Here is a 20,369-nt window from a genome sequence, read left to right on the forward strand (position 1 = left end):
TAAAATACGATGAAGACATTCAAAATCATAGCAAACTGGAGTAGCGGTGCCTTATGGGCGATGCTGGTGATCTGTATAGGAATGGCAGGATGTGAGTTTGATCCACCTTCCAATATCAATATCACCGATGATACCAATATCAGTGGTTACCTGAGGCAAAATCCAGATGAGTTTTCCAGCCTTTCCCACATATTGGAAATTTCCAATACCGAGGGCTTTTTAGGGACATATGGAACATATACGTTTTTCGCTCCTGACAATGAAGCCGTAGAGGGGTATTTACAGGAAAACGGACTTAGTATGGACGGGCTTACTGAAGAAGATGCAAAGGATATAGTCCGGTACCATTTATTGACGGATACCATTTCTACTGCTGGTTTTACGGACGGGAAATTGCCCATTGCCACCGAATATGGTAAATATCTTATTACCGGTGCGGAATATGAGGATGGGGAAACCTTTATCCGGGTAAACAGACAGGCGAATATTACCGAAAGCAATGTGAAATTGGGAAATGGGATTCTCCATGAAATCGATAATGTGCTTTCCCCTCCGACCAAGACCATGGCGCAGTGGCTGGAGGAAAACCAGCAATATTCCATTTTTTCACAAGCACTGAAAGAAACTGGCTGGTACGATATCCTCAACCAGGAGGAAGAAGGGCAGTGGTACACTGTTTTGGCTGAATCGGACGAAACGTTAGCTGAAGCCGGTTATGAGAGTTACCAGGCCTTGGAGGACCGTTATTCCAATACAGGGGATCCCACCAATCCTTCGGACAGTTTGAATTTATTCGTTTCCTACCATATCCTTCCGGATATCAAATATATAGCAGACCTCGTAACGGCGACTGCACATGAAACGGAAGCTCCCCAGGAAGTGGTAACCATAAAGTTGAATGGTACAGAAGTCCTGGTCAATGATGATGTGTTCTTTGGCGTGCACGAGCCAGGTTCTCCCATTATCCGGGAAGCCAGTGATTTTTCGGTGACCAATGGGGTAGTGCACAGCGTAGAAGATCATTTTGGTATTAAACTTAGAGCACCAGTGCCAGTTTATTGGGATGTAGCAGATCAAGCTGAATTGCGACAAATGACCACAGTTTTCAGGGTTCCAGGGGCTCCGAAATATACATTTAAATTGGGTGAACTGTCGAAAATGTCTTGGGAAGGGAATTATGTGGATAACGAAGTGGTATATAATCCACCTGCTCTTAATGAACAATATTTTGTAAATGGAGATTTTATTGATTTTGGAGTAGCCTCCAATCGACTTACTAAACTCCATATTACAACACCGGTTCTTGTAAAAGGAAGGTATAAACTATGGGTGTGTTATCGAGCAAGAGGGAGCTATGGAACCCAAGCAAAAGTTACCCTGAATGATGAAGATATTCCTGGATCAAGGCTTTTGGATACAAGAGAGTACTTTCCCGCCGGACTTGACGATGTTGATGAAGCGGAAGCTAGGGGCTGGAAGAAATATACTGCTTTGACCAATTCGAGGAATTGGGTAGGTAGATTGATTGGAACGCTTGACGTTCAAACAACGGGGGAACAAACCATATCTTTTGAAAGAGTGGCAGGTGGAACAGATGGTTTTTGGATGGATATGCTTCATTTTATTCCTGATGATATGGAGCAACAATGGCCAAAATTTAATATTGATGGAGAGATGGTCTATCCCGAGGATTGATTTGTGTTAATTAAAAATGAAAAAAATGAAAATAAAATATAAATATCTCCTAGTGGTTTTATTATTTGGGATGCTGTCCTGTAAAGATCAGTGGGATGAACACAATGAAGCACCAGCTGAACTAAACCTTGATCTGGTCCAGCTGATGCAGACAGACCCCGAACTGAGCACCTTTGTGGAAATGGTCGAGAAAGTCGGATTGGACAAACAGATTGCTTCGGGAGCCTATACCGTTTGGGCTCCCAGTAATATGGCACTTCAAGGGCTTCCGGAGAGCATTAGCGGCAATGCTGATGCCCTGAAACTGTTTGTTCAAAATCATGTCGGCTATCAGGAACATATGAGCTATGAGGCTGAGGAGACCTCCATCAGGATAAAGATGCTCAATGGGAAGGTCAATGTCCTGAACCAAACGAGTATCACTTCTGTGGATCAGAGCGCGGGTTTTGAATATGCTGATAAATTGGCGAAAAATGGAGTGCTCAACAAGGTCGATGCTTACCTAGCTCCTAAGAGAAATGTTTGGCAAATCGTTAGGGAAAACAGCACGAACCCTGTGAGCCAGTTGGTGATGGGCATGGCTGTGACCGATACCCTGACCAATGAGACGACAAATTACTTTCAGTACGATGTGGCTGACCTGAGTATCGAAGACAGTACTTATACATTTTTCCTGCTGAGTGATGAGGCTTATGCGACTTTTAAAGGAGAAATGGAGCCTTATTTCAAGGATACGCTTCCTGAGACCGAGATCCTGTCACGACCATTGTCACTGGGGCTTTCCAAAGACTTGGTGTTTACGACAGCCTATTATGACGATGTGCCCGATACCATCCTTTCAGTGGACAGTGTCAAAGTGGCCTTTCATCCTGATCAGGTACTGGAAAAGATCAATGCCTCCAATGGGGTGGTATATATCTTGGAAGGATATGATTATAAGCTATCTGATAAAATCCCAGAGATCAAAATCGAAGGAGAATTTTACGATGGATTGAGTGATGGTTCCGGGCCGGTAAATGTTAGGGCGAAATCCTGGGCTTCCAACGAACGTGACCTACTGGTGATCAACAGTGGGATTTCTGGATACAATGTTGCCTACCGGGTTCCTCAAGCACATTCTACCAAATATGATATTTATTGGAGGGCGGTAAACGATGATTACATTCCCCGAACCAATGAACAGCGGATCGCAATTGACTCAGTGGCGAACGATTTATTTGGTTATCATGCGGTGGTGCCCAATACCTATGAGGAGGTCTTTGTGGGACAGCACGAAGTGCAGAATTATGGAGACCTCAGGCTGTTGCTGACCTCATATACCAGTACGAGTAACGATTGGAATAGCATGGTGCTGGATTATATACGTTTGGTTCCGGTATTTGAATAAACCCAAAACAAGAAACGATGAAGCGAAAAAATATACAGAAATTTTGTACAGCGGTGCTGGCATTGCAAATGGGGTTTGCCGGTAGCTTATGGGCGCAGGAGGTAGAAGAGGTCAAGGTTCAGCCCAACCAGCAGATGGAATACCTGATCGAAGAGGTCGCGGGTAAAGTGGTGTCCAAAAGGACAGGAGAATCCTTGGAGGGAGTTGCTGTATCCTACAAAGACCTATCTTCGACTTTTACCAATTCGGCAGGCGAATTCAAATTGATGGTGCCTTCTTCTTCGGTGACCGTAGCCTTAAGAATTGGTGATAGACTTATCAAAGAATATCCCCTAAATGGAAGGACTACGGTTGACGTGGAATTAAGCGATCTGGAACTCGCCGGGGCGGGAAAGCAATTTGTCCAAATGGCATATGGGGAACGTCCTTCAGCTCAAGTAACTGGTGCCATGAGTGCTGTTGACCTGACCGAATCGTGGAAAAACAAGGCAAATATGCCTGAAACTTCCATTCAGGGCACTGCTGCCGGGGTCAACATGATCCGGAGATCAGGTACTCCGGGGATGGGGGCAGATGTATTCATCAGGGGGCTAGGATCCCTGAATGCCAAGACTCAGCCTTTGGTGGTTGTGGATGGAATGATCTATGACATGAATGAGTATGATGGCTCTATCATTGAAGGGTATACCTCAAACCCGCTTTCCTTTATTGACATCAAGGACATCGATAAGGTGACTTTCATTAAGGACGGGGGGAGTATTTATGGTACCAAGGGAGCAAATGGTGTGATACTGATCACCACAACCAGGGCAAAAGACCTGACCACCAAAATTGATTTTTATACCTATGGTGGAGTGAATATAAAACCAAAGAACCTTCCGGTAATGGAGGCGGGTGAATTCCGCCCCTATTTTACACAGATGTTAGCCAGTAGCGGTTTACACGCCAATGAAGTTATCAATTATCGGTACTTGAACGATGATCCTGATACCTTGGGCTACTATAATTACCACAATAATACTGACTGGCAGAATCAGGTGATGAACACCACTTATGATCAGAATTACTTTGTCAAAGTGACGGGGGGAGATAATATTGCCAGTTATGCGCTCTCTGTGGGACACCTGAAAAGCGAAAGTGTGATGAAGGGAGATGATTTTTCCCGTACCAATATGCGGTTCAATGCTGATTTTCAAATTACCGAAAAGCTGACGGCAGGTACAAATGTGTCTTTTTCCTATGCAGTGAACAATCTCCATAAATATGGATATGGTGTAGAAAATATCAGTCCATTGAACCTGGGGCTAATAAAGGCTCCTTTTCTGGCTCCCAATATTTATGATGAAGCAGGGGTGCTATCTCCCAATTTATATGATGTGGACAGCATGGGAATCAGTAATCCCAGTGCTGTGGTGGAGAACATGCAAGGTGAAAATAGACGTTACCGGTTTTTTGGCTCCTATAATGCTAGATATGAATTTAACGATCATTTCAGCATACAGTCGTTATTTGGCCTGACCATTGACAAGAACCGGGAATCTTTCTTCATACCGGATCTCGGGACCCCTGAGGAAGAGGGAACCAATGCCCTGGTGAGAAACCAGATAGGCGGGCAGGTGTCGCGTGTATTTAGCTCATATAGTGATTCCCGTTTTGATTACACGAATACGTTTGGGTTTGCCCATAACCTTAACGTGGGCCTTGGATTCCGGTATAATAAGAATAAGTTGGAAGAGGACAGTGGTTACGCTTTTAACTCTGGCACGGATGACCTGATCACCTTAGGTTCTGGTGTGGTTACCCTGAATGAGTCCTATGCCAATGTCGGAGACTGGATTTGGATGAGCTATTATGCTGATGTCACCTACAATTTTCTCGAAAAGTATTATCTGGATGTGACCATGTCCGTGGATGGATCTTCGCGGTTTGGAAAAGATGCTGAAGGCGGAATAGGCCTGTTTGGCCATCGGTTTGGTGTTTTTCCATCCGTAAAAGGAGCTTGGTTGGTTTCTTCCGAAGACTTTATGCGTAACAGTCCTTTGGATTTGCTGAAATTAAGGTTGAGCTATAGCCAAACTGGTAATGATGGTATTGGAGACTATAGGTATTTACAGACTTACCAAGGAAGTAATGTCATTGCGAACCAAGGACTAGTAAGGGCCAATCTTGCCAACACGGCCATACAGTGGGAAACGAACACAAAATTGAATGCAGGTGTGGATCTGGCCACGGCAAATAGCATTTTTGCATTTAGTGTGGATATTTACCAAAACACGGTCAGTGATATGCTGACCTATCAACCATTGAAGACCACGATCGGGCTGGACTATTTCTTGGCCAATGGTGGTGAAATGGTCAATACCGGTGTGGACTTGGGGCTCTCTGCCAGAGTCCTTGACCAGGATGTAAAACTGACCTTGGCCGCACAAGTGGGCACCTATAAAAATGAAGTAAAGGAATTGCCATACGATCAGCGCACCACCCAAGTGGCAGGAGGTGAAGTGATCACCAAGGTGGGCGAGTCAGCTTCCATGTTTTACGGCTATCAGACCGAGGGCGTGTACAGCACTTCGGAAGAAGCCAGTACAGCAGGACTTATGACGACTTTGCCGGACGGTACATTGGAAGCATTTGGCGCAGGTGATGTGAAGTTTGTGGATCAAAACAATGATAATGTCATCGACGAAAATGACAGGACGATCATTGGTGATCCAAATCCAGATTTTTATGGTGGTTTTTCGGCCCATGCAGAATATAAGCGGTTTACCTTTGATGCAGCCTTTTCCTTTAGCGTTGGAAACGATCTCTATAACTATGTAAGACAGCAAATGGAAAGCATGTCTGGTTATGAAAATCAACTGACAAGTGTCAGAAACAGGTGGCGGACTGAAGGCCAGCAAACCAATATGCCCCGCTTGGCCTATGGTGATCCCATGGGCAACAGCCGCTTTTCCGATCGCTGGGTCGAAGATGGTTCTTATCTCCGACTGAAGACCCTCAGTGTGAATTATGCAATACCCGTCGATGGCAAGATCGTGAAGAAGATTGATGTGTATGCTTCGGGCCAAAACCTCTTGACCATTACCAATTATCTGGGCCATGACCCGGAGTTTAGCTATACCAGTAGCGTGTTTGGACAAGGGGTAGACATGGGGCTTCCCCCACAGTTTGCAAGTGTAATGTTGGGGCTTAAAATTGGGCTGTAATCATGGGAAATTTATCAAGAATTCTAAATGGAGGAAACATGAAATTGAAACATATTCCTGTTAAAAAATATTTGGGTATGGCATTGTTGGGACTTGGGCTCTGCTCATGTTCGGGAATGCTGGAAGTGGAACCTGTCACTGAGCTGAACAAAGACAACTATTATCAAAATGAATTTGATGCGGATGCCGCCGTGATCGGTGTGTATGGCGAATTTCTGAAGCTGGCAGAGTACTATGTCGTGCTTAATGAAGTAAGGGCCGACCTGATGGAGCCTACATTTATGGCAGATCAAAGTCTGATTGATCTAAGTAACCATAGCGTAGTAGCATCCGATGATAATAAATATGCTGATCCCAAGCCTTTTTATAGGGTGATTTTGAACTGCAATGAGGTATTGGAAGGGTTGCGGAAAATGCGGGATGAAAATAGGATTACCGAAGAGCAGTTTAGCCAGCGGTATTCCGATGTCGGAGCGGTAAGGTCTTGGGTTTATCTCCAGTTGGGCATCCATTTCGGAGAAGTACCCTATGTGACTGAGAGCATAGTATCCATTAATGATGTCAATAACCCTGCATTGTTCCCGCAACTGGCCTTGCCCGAATTGATTGATGAGCTCATCAAATTTATGGAGAGTCTTCCCTATCTTGATAGATATCCATCTAATATCGGATTGGTAGGCACATCCAATGGATATGATGTCAGCAGGTTTTTTATACCCAAAAGGGGACTATTAGGAGAACTGTATTTGTGGAATGGTAATTACACGCAAGCAGCGGAAATGTACCGTTACATTATGGAAACGGCGTCAAGAGATTTTTCTGCAGGAGGAGAATATTATAATAACCTAAGAATAGGATGGGGGGGGTCAGGTGATTTTGATATGCGGTATGATAAAGAAAACGATATCAGAACATTGGTAAATTCTCCCAGTGCAGGTTGGAAACATATATTCGGTATTGGGTCAGGAGAACGATATGAAAAACAAGTGTGGACTTGGGTGATACATTATGATAGTGATTTTGCTCCTGAATATCCTTTTGTCCGTCTTTTTTCAAATTCCGGTAGAGGAGAGTACCAATTAATGCCATCCAAATCCATTTTGGAAATGTGGAAAAGCGAGACGCAATGGAATGATTTTGAGTTTGATGCCAGAGGGATGTTGTCCACTGAAAACTGGGGAACGACAGATCCAGAGATAGGGAAATACACGGTACGGTATGATCCGGTTACGGAACCTTTGAAAGAAGGAGGTAAATGGTTCTTGGAGAGAGCGGCTTCTGTCCATTTGAAATTTGCCGAAGCAGCCAATCGTGATGATTTGGACAGTATTAGTAAACTGTCAAGGGCTTTAATAAACGAAGGCATTCCTGGTGCTTATCGTCCTGAGGACTTTTCAGGAGACGATGTTACCGAAATTATGAATACCCTGTTTTACCCTTATCCCTACGATTTTGATGGCAGACAGGGTAATTTCCCCTACTATCGCGGGCCTTGGTACCGTCATATTGGAATAAGAGGAAGAGCTTATTTACCTCCGAAACAATTACCGGAAGAAATCACATCAGAACAAGAAGAAAAAGAGTGGACAGAAGACCTTATCATCGATGAAATGGCCAAAGAACTGGCCTTTGAAGGTCATCGCTGGCCACAATTGTTGCGGATTGCGATGCGTAGAAACGATCCATCGGTTTTGGCCGACAGGGTCTATGATAAAATGTCCAAGTCCAATAACCCGGAAACGGTAGGCAGAGCAGCAGGTGTAAGGGCAAAATTAATGGCCGGTGACTGGTTTTTACCTTTTCATTGGGAGGAGTAGAAGGCTCAGGCAGAAAGTGGTGAGTATGAAAGCCTGATGAGGTTGTTTTATCGCCCAAGAATCCCTTTTGGGATAAGCTGTCATTCCGACGAAGGAGGAATCTCTCTCATACAACAGATACTGATTGACGAGATAGCCTCTTAATACTAAAGGTTAAGTAAAATGAAAAACATAAAAATGTATACAAAATAAATATAAATATTTTGCGCGCTCGTTTGTACTGTAAGTGGAAAGCGTTATATTAAGCCAATATTAACAATCGCCCCAAAAAGATGAAAAAGTTCGTTAATCTAAGAGGAAAATCCGGCCTTAGCTGGAAGGTTAAGTTACTGGTTTATTTGGCTACGATATTACTGTGTGTCTTGGCGGCAAATTTCCGTCCCGAGATACAACACTTTACAGGAAATCATCAAGATATGAATGTTGAAATTTCCACCATTGAAGAATAAACCATGTTAACCAACTTATTAAAAAACGGCAAGGTACTACACCTTGCCGTTCTACTTTCATTCACTTGTATTTCATTTTCCACATCTGCCCAAAACCTACGGCAGATGGAAGCCCTGGACAGGGGGCTAGTGGCTATACCCACTGAAGAGGGAGGGAACTTTGTCAGCTGGCGGGTGCTTGGCACAGAACCGGAAGATATCAGCTTTAACCTTTACCGGGTTACGGCATCAGATGATCATAAAAAACTTAATCCCATCCCATTGACCAAGTCCAGCAGTTTTTTGGATAAAGCAGCTACCGGAAAGGATGTTTCCTATGAAGTAAGAGCTGTCATTGATGGCGAAGAGCAGCAAGGAACAAACCCTGCCGCTGTATGGAAAGAAGACTACCTGTCTATCTCCCTCCAAACCCCCGAAGGCTATATGCCCAATGATGCTTCCGTGGGGGACCTGAATGGAGACGGTCAATACGAAATCGTCCTGCATCAGGCGGGCAAAACACACGATAATTCCCATAAGGGCTTAACTGACCCGCCTATCCTGCAGGCCTACACGCTAGAGGGAGAAATGCTATGGGAAATCAATTTGGGCAAGAACATCAGAGATGGTGCCCACTACACGCAGTTTATGGTCTACGACCTGGATGGCGACGGCAAGGCAGAGGTGGCCTGTAAAACCGCAGATGGCACCACTGACGGCGTAGGGAGTGTAATAGGAGATCCGGAAGCCGATTGGCGTAATGCAGATGGCTATATACTGGAAGGACCGGAATTCCTGACGATTTTTGATGGCCAAACGGGCAAAGCATTGGCGACCACTGATTATATTCCTGCAAGATATCCCGGAAAATTACACCCCACCACAGAAGAACTCAAATCCCTTTGGGGTGATGGCTATGGCAATCGTATGGATCGGTTTCTGGCAGGGATTGCCTATCTGGACGGGGAGCGGCCGAGCCTGATCATGACACGGGGATATTATACCCGGTCAGTCCTTGCTGCCTGGAACTGGCGGGATGGGGAATTGACCGAAGTGTGGACCTTTGACAGTGAAGATGGGGATCCTGACCATAAAGCCTATAGCGGCCAGGGGTACCACAGCCTTTCCGTAGGAGATATTGATGAAGACGGCAAAGATGAGATTGTCTTTGGTGCCATGGCCATTGATGATGATGGTACCGGCATTTACAGCACAGGTTTGGGGCATGGAGATGCACTTCACCTATCAGATATCGATCCGGAGCGTCCGGGGATGGAGGTCTTTGGCATTCATGAACATGCCAGGCACGAGCATGGAACGAATTTACGAGACGCAGCTACCGGCGAGATCATTTGGTCTTACCCTTCCCCTGATGTTGGACGTGGTTTGGCCATCGATATAGATCCGCGGTACCAAGGGTACGAATGCTGGGCTTCAGGAGATGGGCTGCATGGCCTCTGGAATGTAAAAGGTGAAATGATTTCCGAAAACAAACCCCGCTCCTGCAATATGGGCATCTGGTGGGACGGCGACCTGTTGCGTGAAATACTCAATGGAGTGGATATCGACAAATGGGATTTTGAGAATGCGCAGTCCGAACGGATATTTACCGGTGAGGATTTCAAAATGGCTAAAAACAACGGCACCAAATCCAATCCGGCACTTTGTGCGGATATCTTTGGAGACTGGCGGGAAGAGTTGATTGGAAGGACAGCTGATGGAAGTGAATTGAGAATTTTCAGCACAACTATCCCTACGGAATACCGCTTTTATACGTTGATGCATGATCCAGTGTATCGCCTGAGCATTGCCTGGCAGAACGTGGCGTATAACCAGCCGGCCCACACGGGATTTTACCTGGGAGCCGGCATGGCCAAACCGCCAAAGCCAAGGATTCGTACTAAGTAGCTGGTTTTAAGTATCAAGAAATGAGACTTGAGACTTAAGAAATTCCTCCCCGCCGCGGCGGAAGAAATCCGAAATTCGCTTAGCTTAATAACATTGGGGGAGGCCAGGAGAGGTAGATCGTAGAAAAGAGCAAAGTAAAAATGCAGATAGCAAAAATATAAGGTTGAGTCGGGAGACACAGTCTTAGCGTTGTCCTGCCGTCTCTGACGCGGGACAATGCTAAGACCTGGTCGTTACCGGTTCTCTGCCCCAGCACTATCGTACATTGAGTCTCTGACTCAATAAAGCCCCCAATCTTCCAATTTTACAATCTTCTAATTCTAAACAGACCATGACAGACCAGAAGAGTTTGGTCATCAATTATGCGTACTTTAAACCTGAAATATGCATTAGCCTATTTATTACGACCTGAAACTACTTTAAAATCAGACGCTTTGCTTTAGTTTTCAACATTACCATAGCGGTGCTATGTTTCTGTCTCCAAACTAACTGATTTTCTTGCATTTTCAGGCCTCATTACAATTCCTAATGCATAATCCAAATTAAACCGGAATTTAAACAAAACAGACATCATGAAACATTCTTTTTGGTTCGTTGGCTCGGCGGTTTTATTGGCTTGTGCCTGTAGTCCTGCACGGAAGGAGGAAAAACCGTTGCAATTCACCGTTAACAATCAAGTGTCTCTGGCATTGACCGATAAGCCAGTGGCGATCAAAAAGGGAGATATTCCTGGTTTGGAAGCGCATGGGGGTAAATTGCCCTTGGTCATTGCAGCAGGAGATACCATTGCTTCCCAGTGGGATGATACAGATGGTGATGGAAAGTGGGACGAGTTGTTTTTTGTCACTGACCTGGGAGCAAACGACTCCAAAACATTTACCCTGGGCTGGGCTGAGGAGGCACCTGAATTTACGCCTCGTACCAGTGTGCGATTTGGTAAGCGTGAAGGAGCCGACATCCCGGTACATCCGGCATTGGGCGATACCCTTCCGGCAGATGGGCTCCCAAAGAGCGTAGGCTATCAGCCCTATCAAACGGACGGTCCTAGCTGGGAAAATGATAAAGTAGGTTTCAGACACTATTTTGATGGCCGAAATGCCAAAGACCTCTTTGGCAAGAAAACATCAGCCATGAGCCCGGAAGATGTCGGCATCAATGCGGATGGGGCGGTAGAAGATAACTACCACGTAATGCACGACTGGGGCAGGGACATCCTGGCCGTTGGGAATTCGGTCGGCCTGGGTGGTGTATCCCTGATGATAGCTGATGAGCCAGCCAGATTGGGCGTCACCGTAGATGATGCAATCAATAATGTAGAAGAAAGTATTTTCCAGATCGTAAAGGAAGGCCCTGTCCGTTCTGTAATCCAGTACAACTATAACAACTGGCAAACCCATGACCGCAGCTATGATGTACAGGAAGTAAGCACCATTTGGCCGGGCATGTATGCCTATAAAAATGCCGTTTCGGTAGATGGCCTTCAAGGAGACGAGACCCTGTTGGTCGGCTTGGTCAATATCAATAATGACCATGAACTGAGTGAAATAGAAGTAAATGACGAGTGGGTGGTATTGCTTACCCATGATCAGCAGAGTTATGAAAAGGAATGGTGGCTGGGCATGGCACTGATCCTGCCAAAATCAGTCTATCAGGGCTATACAGAAGCACCGCAAGAAGGTCCGCTTTCCAAAACGTATTTGGCAAAGGTTTCTATTGAAGAAGGCAAATCCGTGGAATATTTCGCCGCTGCCGGATGGGAGCTGTCCGACGAGCAGTTTTCCGACAGGCAATATTTTACCGATTACATCACCAATCTGGTGGAACAACTCAGTGCCGAGGTTAGGGTGAATTGGGAGGAGTAAAACAGGGCTGTTTGCAATGGACGACTAAATCGAACAAAATCTGCATAACGCATTAAAATGGTTATTAAATGAAAAGATTATGCTTGATGATCATCACTGGAGGTGTATTGGCTTCCTGTGGAAGTTCCGGTAATAAAGCAACCACCAGCGAAGCAGTTTCCGAGACAGAAGAGGTGTTGGTAGAAGAAGTTTTTTCCAAGTCGCTGGACAGTAATAGGTGGAAGGTGGAAATGGATGATCAGCCCAATTCCTCAGTGACCGTGAAGGACGGAAAACTGGTCCTGGACACCAAGGGAGGTGTGACGGTTTGGCTGAATCAAAAGCTGGAGGGCAATATTGAGATCACCTATAAACGGCAAGTGGTTATGGCGGATGGCACCAATGACCGGTTATCTGATCTAAACCAGTTTTGGATGGCTACCGATCCACGGAACGGCAACCTGTTTACGCGAAGTGGCAAGTTCGAAGAGTACGATTCCCTGAGCATGTATTATGTGGGTTTTGGAGGGAATTATAACGAAACGACCCGTTTTCGCGAATACCAGGGAAATGGTGAAAAAACATTGCTCTTTGACCTCGATGATGAAGATCACCTGCTAAAGCCGGATCATTGGTATACGATCAAGATCCGAGTGGAAAATGGCCTGGTGAGCTATTGGGTGGACGGAGAGAAATTCTTCGAGTACCAGGATGAGACACCACTCACGGAAGGTTATTTTGGCTTCAGGTCTACTTGGTCCAGACATGAGATTGATGATTTGAAGATAATTAGTATTGAGTCTTGAGATGTGAGACACTAGATATGAGAAAAAGGAGTAAAGATAAAAGAGTAAAGAAGCATAATGCTAATCGGGATTTGCAATAACCTCAGTTTGATTATAAAACCGTCACTGCGGGCCTGTCTGGTGTCAAACAGGCCTGTCTGGTGTCAAACAGGCCTGTCTGGAGCCAAGCAGGGCTTAGAGGGCGTGCATCAGAAAAGGGTTCGCAATAGCCTGTCCCGATACTTTCGGGGACGTTTTTGATGCTGATTATAAGTCGAAACGCAGGTTAATAATATGAGTCAATGCTGAGTATTTTCTCTTCTATTAGATTTAATGAATGGTAAATATTCATAAAATATCGATAAAAAATTTGTGTAATTCGTGGACTTCCTTTTCGACTATTTTATCATTGGCGCAATTGTGCACAACTATATAATCAATCTTTAAATATACCAATTTTCAAATTCCCAATCTTTCAATATTACAATAAAACCCTTTAACCCATAACGATGAAAAACTACTCCCTTTCGAGAAGAAATTTTGTTAAGCAATCTGCCGTGCTTTCTGGTGGACTTTATATGGCTCCACACTTGGCTTCTGCGTTTGAAGATCAAGAAAGCATGCCCCTTGAACCCGTTGAACTTGCGTGGCTTGAAAACCCTGGCAACGCGCAATTTGGAGGAGTGACGATGGGGGTGCCCTGGCCAAAAGGGCAGTTAAAGCAAAGTGAGTTTCTACTGACAAATAGTGCTGGAAAACAAATACCTGTCCAAAGCTGGCCATTGGCTTTCTGGCCGGATGGCTCTATCAAGTGGGCCGGGCATGCCATTCCCCAAGCGGATGAAATGGGCAGTGATTGGAAACTGATGCCAGGAAAGGGTATAAGGCCCAGTAAGGAAGTAAAGGTGGAAGAAACGGCTGATATGATCAAAATCGACACAGGAATAATGCAGTGTCAGATCGATAAAAAAGGCCCAAACCTGCTGAAAAGTATCCGGAGAAATGGCCGGGAAGGCCTCAAAAATGGCCGCCTGGTATTGATGAAGCAAGATGGGATTTTGGGAGAAAAGGCAAGCATCAGCACTTCACTTTTTGAAGGTGAAATCTACCAGGTGACCGTAGAGCAAAATGGACCAGTAAGAGCAGTGGTTAAGTTGGAAGGGAAGCATGCAGCTCCGGGTGAGGACGCCTGGCTGCCATTTGTAATCCGGTTTTACTTTTATGCCGGAGGGGCATCCATTCGCACCATGCACACCATTGTATTTGACGGTGAGGAGGAAAAGGATTTTATCAAAGGCCTGGGGCTACGTTTTGATGTGCCCATGGAGGATGAATTATATGATCGTCATATCCGGTTTGCGGGAAAAGGAGAAGGGGTTTTTGGCGAAGCTGTCCGCGGACTGACCGGACTGCGGAGAGATGCAGGAGAAGCAGTCAGGGAAGCGCAGGTCCAAGGGAAAAAGACTCCTCCCCAATCGACATTTCCGGAGAGTGTCCGTTCCCGCTTGCATTATATTCCTGCCTTTGGAGATTATACCCTGTCACAAACCAGTTCGGATGCTTTTGCCATTAGAAAACGGACAGCATCAGGTCATGCTTGGCTGAAATCGGGCTTTGGCGACCGCAGCAGGGGAACGGGCTATGTCGGTGGCCCCGCAGGCGGAGTGGCTTTTGGTATCCGAAACTTTTGGCAGAGCTATCCTGCCCAGCTCGACATCAGAAATGCCCAAACAGAAAATGTCGAAGTGACCATGTGGCTTTGGGCGCCGGATGCACCGGCCATGGATTTGCGCTTTTACCATGATGGCATGGGCCAAGATACCTACGAGAAGCAGCTGGATGCGCTGAACATTACCTATGAAGATTATGAGCCCGGATTTGGTACGGCTAAAGGCGTGGCCAGAACGAGCGAAATGCAACTTTGGGTAATGGAGAAAACGCCAAGCCATGAAGCATTCAACGCCTTGGCCAATGGGGTGGAAACCCCACCACAACTGGTAGCATCGCCTGAATATCTCCATCAGATGGGTGTTTTTGGTAAGATATGGGATCTGCCAGATCAAAGCTCAACGAAGAAAGCAAAGATTGAAGAATACCTCAATGATTACTTTGAATTTTATAAGGGTCAGGTAGATGATCACCGATGGTATGGCTTCTGGGATTATGGTGATGTGATGCACAGCTATGATTATGACCGCCACACCTGGCGCTATGATGTGGGCGGATTTGCCTGGGACAATTCGGAGCTTTCGACCGATCTTTGGCTTTGGTATTATTTTTTGAGAACAGGCAGGTCGGATGTATTTCGAATGGCAGAAGCCATGACCCGGCACACCGGAGAAGTGGACGTGCATCATTTGGGCAAGTTTGCACCACTGGGAAGCCGGCATAATGTGATGCACTGGGGTTGTAGTGCCAAGCAGCTTCGGATTTCCACAGCCGCCAATAGGCGTTTTTACTACTACCTCACGGCCGATGAGCGTGTAGGAGACCTGATGAAGGAGCAAATCAATGCCGTGGCCACACTCAAGGAGATCCCGCCTACCAGAAAAGTAAGCAGCAAATCCTTGTGGGAAACCGATGATGATCCCAACCATGTTTACGCCGGATTTGGCACGGATTACAGTGCGATTGCGGCTGCTTGGCTTACGGAGTGGGAGCGTACAGGCGATGATAAGATTAAAACGAAGCTTATGAACAGCATGCGTACCATCGCGGCACAGCCAAAAGGCTTCTTTACGGGTGGTAGCCGCTTGGATTTGCGTACGGGTAAATTTGAGATACAAGACCGACAGCGGGCAACAGCATCGCATTTGAGTGCTGTTTTTGGCTTAATGGAAATTTGTGCCGAGTTGGTCGAAAATATTGATATGCCAGCCTTCAAGACCGCTTGGCTACAATATTGTGAGCTGTACAATGCCTCTGGTGAGGAGCAGGAGAAGGTGCTGGGCAACAGCCTCGGGGGACTTAACCTTGGACAGGGACACAGTCGTCTCACCGCTTATGCTGCCCAGCAAAAGAATGATGCCCAGCTGGCCGCAAGGGCCTGGAGGGAGTTTTTTGGCGGTGCTGCTGGATATCGTTTTGAGAAACCCGAAATATATCAGGTCGAAGGTGCGGAAATACTCCATCCCGTGGAAGAAGGCCACATCTCTACCAATGCCACCGCTCAATGGGGACTGGCTGCAATCCAGTGTTTAGGGTTGGTAGGAAGTTATTTGGAGGAGTAGGAGGTTGGAAGGTGAGAACGTTTGAAATGTTTAAAAAGGTTGGTTGGATTATTAAGGCAGGTCAGGTCCAAGTCCAGAGAGATGGACCTGACCTTGTCCGTTGTCTCCAGCTTTATCGGGAGCCATAACTGTCCAGTGCAGCCTTACTAAATACCACATACTGCATTGTACTTCATGACTCGTACTGCCTTGTTAAACCCCACCCTCACAGCAGCATACAGTTATTTGTGCATAAATCCTTAGTTTTCGCTGAATTTCATCAAAAACAATAGACCGACCATGCGTAGTTTACTCTTTTTGGCAGCATCTCTTTTATTATTTACAAACCTGACAGCCCAGACCTACAGATTTGATTTTGGCAATGGTCCGGTGGCTAATGGCTATGAACAGGTGCTCCCCGATATGAAGTACAACGCGGAAAGAGGTTTCGGCTTTTTGGAGGGCAGACAGCCAGAGTCGGTGGACAGAAAAGGAAGTGCGCTTAGAGGAGATCTGATCTCCAGCGATGAACCATTCTTCTTTACCGTAGATGTACCAGAGGGCAATTATGATGTAGAGGTGATTTTGGGGGATAAGGAGGGGACTTCATCCACGACCATTCGTGTGGAGAATCGCCGATTGATGCTAGAAAAGACAGATACCAAAATAGGAGAACAGGTAAAAGAGCTGTTTTCGGTGCATGTTCGGTATCCTGAAATTGCCGGTACCGATAAAAAAGTCAAGCTAAAGTCACGCGAACTGGCCTATTTTCATTGGGACCACCAGCTGACCATTGAATTCAACGGAGATGCGCCCAAAGTGGCTGCTGTCAAAATTAAGCCCAACACCAAAGCATCAACTGTTTTTTTGGCCGGAAACAGCACCGTAGTGGATCAGGCGAACGAACCCTGGGCGGCATGGGGACAGATGTTCCCGGCCTTTTTTAAACCGGGCAAGGTGGTGATTGCGAACCACGCCGAATCAGGTGAGACGCTAAAGGCCTTTAAAGGGGCGAGAAGATTGGAGAATGTGCTCAGCTTGATGAAGCCGGGGGATTACCTGTTTATCGAATTTGCCCATAACGACCAGAAGCCGGGTGGCAGTCACGTGGAGCCTTTTACATCCTATCAGGAAATGATTCGTGAATATGCTGCGGCCGCTAGGGCAAAGGGGGGCATTCCTGTTTTGGTAACCTCGATGCATAGAAGAAGATTTGACGAGAATGGAAGGATCATCAATACACTTGATGACTATCCCGAAGCCATGCGGCAGTTGGCCAAAGAAGATGGTATGGCTTTGATCGACCTGAATGCCATGAGCAAGACCCTGTACGAAGCCTGGGGAGTGGAAGCCTCCAAAAAAGCCTTTGTGCATTTTCCGGCAGGGACTTTTGAAGGGCAGACGGAAGATTTTGCCGACAATACCCACTTCAGCACTTATGGCGCTTACCAACTGGCCAGCTGTGTAGTGGAAGGACTGAAGCAAACTGATCTAAAGCTGAAAAATTACCTTAGAAAAGATGCCCCATCCTATGATCCGTCCAATCCACCGACCTTCGAGGATTTTTACTGGCCACTAAGTCCAAAGGTATCGGTAATCAAGCCAGACGGCAATTGAGTGGCAAGATGTAAGTATCAAGTAGTGAGATATGAGATGTGAGACAATTTGTCCCTCCCCTTGCAGGGGAAGTTAGGTGGGGTAGATTGGAGCAGACAAGCACAATTCGTCATGTTTGGTCACAGCTCTCGTTATAGCAAAAATGAGCAAAAGTCCGGAAGAGCTTGAAAGAAATTGGTCTAAAATTCCATCTGGGGATGGACCAGTTATTACTATGTTTGACAATGAAATCTAATAATTCATCCGGTCAACTATAATCAGGGATGTACAAGAGATAAATTGTTCCTCCCCCGCCGCAGCGGGGAGGAACATAAGTGGATTCTGTCACAAGTCTATCATCTAAAATTTCACATCTATTTTAAGTGTACAAAAAACATTTAATTATTTTTTCTTATATTGAGCTCTATTAGTCTCAAGTAGAGGCAGCAGATTTTAAATTTAGATCTAATTATAACCTAAACCCATGAACAAATTTAAACCCCTGATGCTTGGGATGGCCATGTCATTATTGCCATTCGTTACCCAGGCTCAAAATGAACCTACCGTTTTAGAGGTAAACCTCAATGAAAAGACTGCTGATATTTCCCCGGACATGTGGGGACTGTTTTTTGAGGATATCAACTTTGCCGCTGATGGTGGCCTTTATGCCGAAATGATCAAAAACTACTCCTTTGAGTTTGAGAATCCCATGATGGGCTGGAGAAGAGTGGAAGATCAAGGTGCCAAAGGCTATGTATTTAACCGCAATCACGATGCTGAAGGAGCCAACGATAAATACCTGCGCATGCAGCGGCTAAACAGTGAAGGAAACTTCGGGATGCACAATGAAGGCTTCCGTGGCATGGCAGTGAAAGAAGGTTTGCAATATACACTTACCTTTATTGCCAAAGTGGCCAAAGGGGAAAACCTAAAAGTGACAGCCAAATTTTTGGATAAAGAAGAGTTGATCGGAAAAGGCTCCGTCAGTGGATTTACCGATGAGTGGGCCGAATATGAAATTGTGGTGACAGCGGACAAAACGCTGGATGGTGTGAACTTTCAGTTTTTGTTGGAAGGTGAGGGGGAGCTGGATGTGGACATGATCAGTATGTTTCCCGAAGACACCTGGAAGGGCCGAAAGAGAGGCTTGAGAAAAGACCTGGTACAGCTATTGGCAGATATGAATCCTGGTTTTTTACGTTTTCCGGGAGGATGTATCGTAGAAGGTTTTGACCTGGAAAACCGCTACCAGTGGAAGAAGACCATCGGCGAGATGGAAGACCGGGAAGTGATGAAAAACCGTTGGAATATCGAGTTTGCCCACCGTACCACACCGGATTATTATCAGTCTTTTGGTATCGGGTTTTTTGAATATTTTCAACTTTCAGAAGATATCGGAGCAGAGCCTCTTCCTATCCTAAGCTGCGGATTGGCTTGCCAATTTAATACCGGGGAACAAGTACCGATCGGTGCCCTTGACCAATATGTTAATGACGCTCTGGACTTGATTGAATTTGCCAATGGCCCGGTGGATAGTAAGTGGGGAGCCAAAAGAGCTGAAATGGGACATCCTGAGCCATTTGATCTGAAATATATAGGGGTAGGAAACGAAAACTGGGGACCGCAGTACATCGAAAGGGCCAAGGTGTTTGAAAAAGCCATCCAAGCGGCCTATCCGGAAATAACGATCGTGTCTACCTCAGGTCCTTTCCCAGATGGGCGTGAATTTGAATACTTATGGGGAGAACTGAAAAAAATGGATGCCGAATTGGTGGATGAACACTACTATAGGCCACCATCCTGGTTCCGCGAAAATGCCAGAAGATACGATGATTATGACCGTAACGGCCCGAAAGTCTTTGCCGGTGAATATGCTGCGCACAGTACCACGGTAAGCGAAGACTTTAAGCGCAATAACTGGGAAGCTGCTTTGTCGGAAGCGGCCTTCATGACTGGACTGGAGCGAAATGCCGACATTGTACGCTTGGCCTCCTATGCACCGCTTTTCGCCCATGTGGACGGCTGGCAGTGGAATCCGGATATGATCTGGTTTGATAATTTACGTTCTTATGGAACGACCAACTATCACGTTCAAAAGCTGTTCTCTACCAATCCAGGAACAGCAGTGGTGTCCATCACCGCGGATGGTAAGAGCTTGGCAGGAGAAGGCAGTCTGTATGCTTCCGCTACAATCGACGAAAGCACCAATGAATTGATCTTTAAAGTGGTCAATACTTCTCCTGAAGCTAAAAAAATCACCATTGAGCTGGATGGAAAATACAAAGGCAATGGAGAAGGAAGCCTTCTGGAAATGGCCAATGATGATCTGGAAGCCTATAATTCCCTGGATAATCCAATGGCTGTCAGCCCAAAAACAAAGGCATTCGAAGTCACCAAGAAAACCATCGAACTGGAACTCAAAGGCCAGTCAGTGAACGTCGGAAAAGTGAAATTGGATAAGTAATAATAAGTCCACGGATTTCACTGATTAGCACTG

At 45.9% G+C, this 20,369-nt stretch carries 10 protein-coding genes; all 10 read left to right on the forward strand.

What is annotated here, in order from left to right:
- The first annotated feature begins 9 nt into the window (after positions 1 to 9).
- The 10 genes from FKX85_RS07890 to FKX85_RS07935 all read left to right on the forward strand — a co-directional run bounded on the left by FKX85_RS07890 (position 10) and on the right by FKX85_RS07935 (position 20,336).
- Positions 10 to 1,695, forward strand: coding sequence for a fasciclin domain-containing protein (locus FKX85_RS07890; RefSeq protein WP_141614214.1), 1,686 nt, complete (start codon positions 10 to 12; stop codon positions 1,693 to 1,695).
- A gap of 25 nt (positions 1,696 to 1,720) precedes the next feature.
- Positions 1,721 to 3,082 (forward strand): fasciclin domain-containing protein, encoded by a 1,362-nt coding sequence (locus FKX85_RS07895; protein WP_141614215.1) that lies wholly within the window; start codon positions 1,721 to 1,723, stop codon positions 3,080 to 3,082.
- Positions 3,083 to 3,099: 17 nt separating this feature from the next.
- Positions 3,100 to 6,288, forward strand: coding sequence for a SusC/RagA family TonB-linked outer membrane protein (locus FKX85_RS07900; protein ID WP_141614216.1), 3,189 nt, complete (start codon positions 3,100 to 3,102; stop codon positions 6,286 to 6,288).
- 38 nt (positions 6,289 to 6,326) lie between these two features.
- On the forward strand, positions 6,327 to 8,105 hold the full coding sequence (locus tag FKX85_RS07905; RefSeq protein ID WP_141614217.1) for a RagB/SusD family nutrient uptake outer membrane protein: 1,779 nt from the start codon (positions 6,327 to 6,329) through the stop codon (positions 8,103 to 8,105).
- A 452-nt stretch (positions 8,106 to 8,557) separates the two neighbouring features.
- Positions 8,558 to 10,441, forward strand: a complete 1,884-nt coding sequence (locus FKX85_RS07910) for a rhamnogalacturonan lyase (RefSeq protein ID WP_141614218.1) — start codon at positions 8,558 to 8,560, stop codon at positions 10,439 to 10,441.
- Positions 10,442 to 11,013: 572 nt separating this feature from the next.
- A complete protein-coding gene (locus tag FKX85_RS07915; protein ID WP_141614219.1) occupies positions 11,014 to 12,303 on the forward strand; it encodes a DUF4861 domain-containing protein in 1,290 nt (429 codons plus the stop codon).
- A 68-nt stretch (positions 12,304 to 12,371) separates the two neighbouring features.
- Positions 12,372 to 13,088: a DUF6250 domain-containing protein gene (locus tag FKX85_RS07920; RefSeq protein ID WP_141614220.1), complete on the forward strand. Its 717-nt coding sequence runs from the start codon at positions 12,372 to 12,374 to the stop codon at positions 13,086 to 13,088.
- 488 nt (positions 13,089 to 13,576) lie between these two features.
- Positions 13,577 to 16,297 (forward strand): exo-rhamnogalacturonan lyase family protein, encoded by a 2,721-nt coding sequence (locus FKX85_RS07925; RefSeq protein WP_141614221.1) that lies wholly within the window; start codon positions 13,577 to 13,579, stop codon positions 16,295 to 16,297.
- Positions 16,298 to 16,576: 279 nt separating this feature from the next.
- A complete protein-coding gene (locus FKX85_RS07930) occupies positions 16,577 to 17,893 on the forward strand; it encodes a rhamnogalacturonan acetylesterase (protein ID WP_141614222.1) in 1,317 nt (438 codons plus the stop codon).
- A 463-nt stretch (positions 17,894 to 18,356) separates the two neighbouring features.
- Positions 18,357 to 20,336, forward strand: coding sequence for an alpha-L-arabinofuranosidase C-terminal domain-containing protein (locus FKX85_RS07935; RefSeq protein WP_141614223.1), 1,980 nt, complete (start codon positions 18,357 to 18,359; stop codon positions 20,334 to 20,336).
- Positions 20,337 to 20,369 lie beyond the last annotated feature (33 nt).

Source organism: Echinicola soli (assembly GCF_006575665.1).
In the GTDB taxonomy this organism is placed as follows: Bacteria; Bacteroidota; Bacteroidia; order Cytophagales; family Cyclobacteriaceae; genus Echinicola; species Echinicola soli.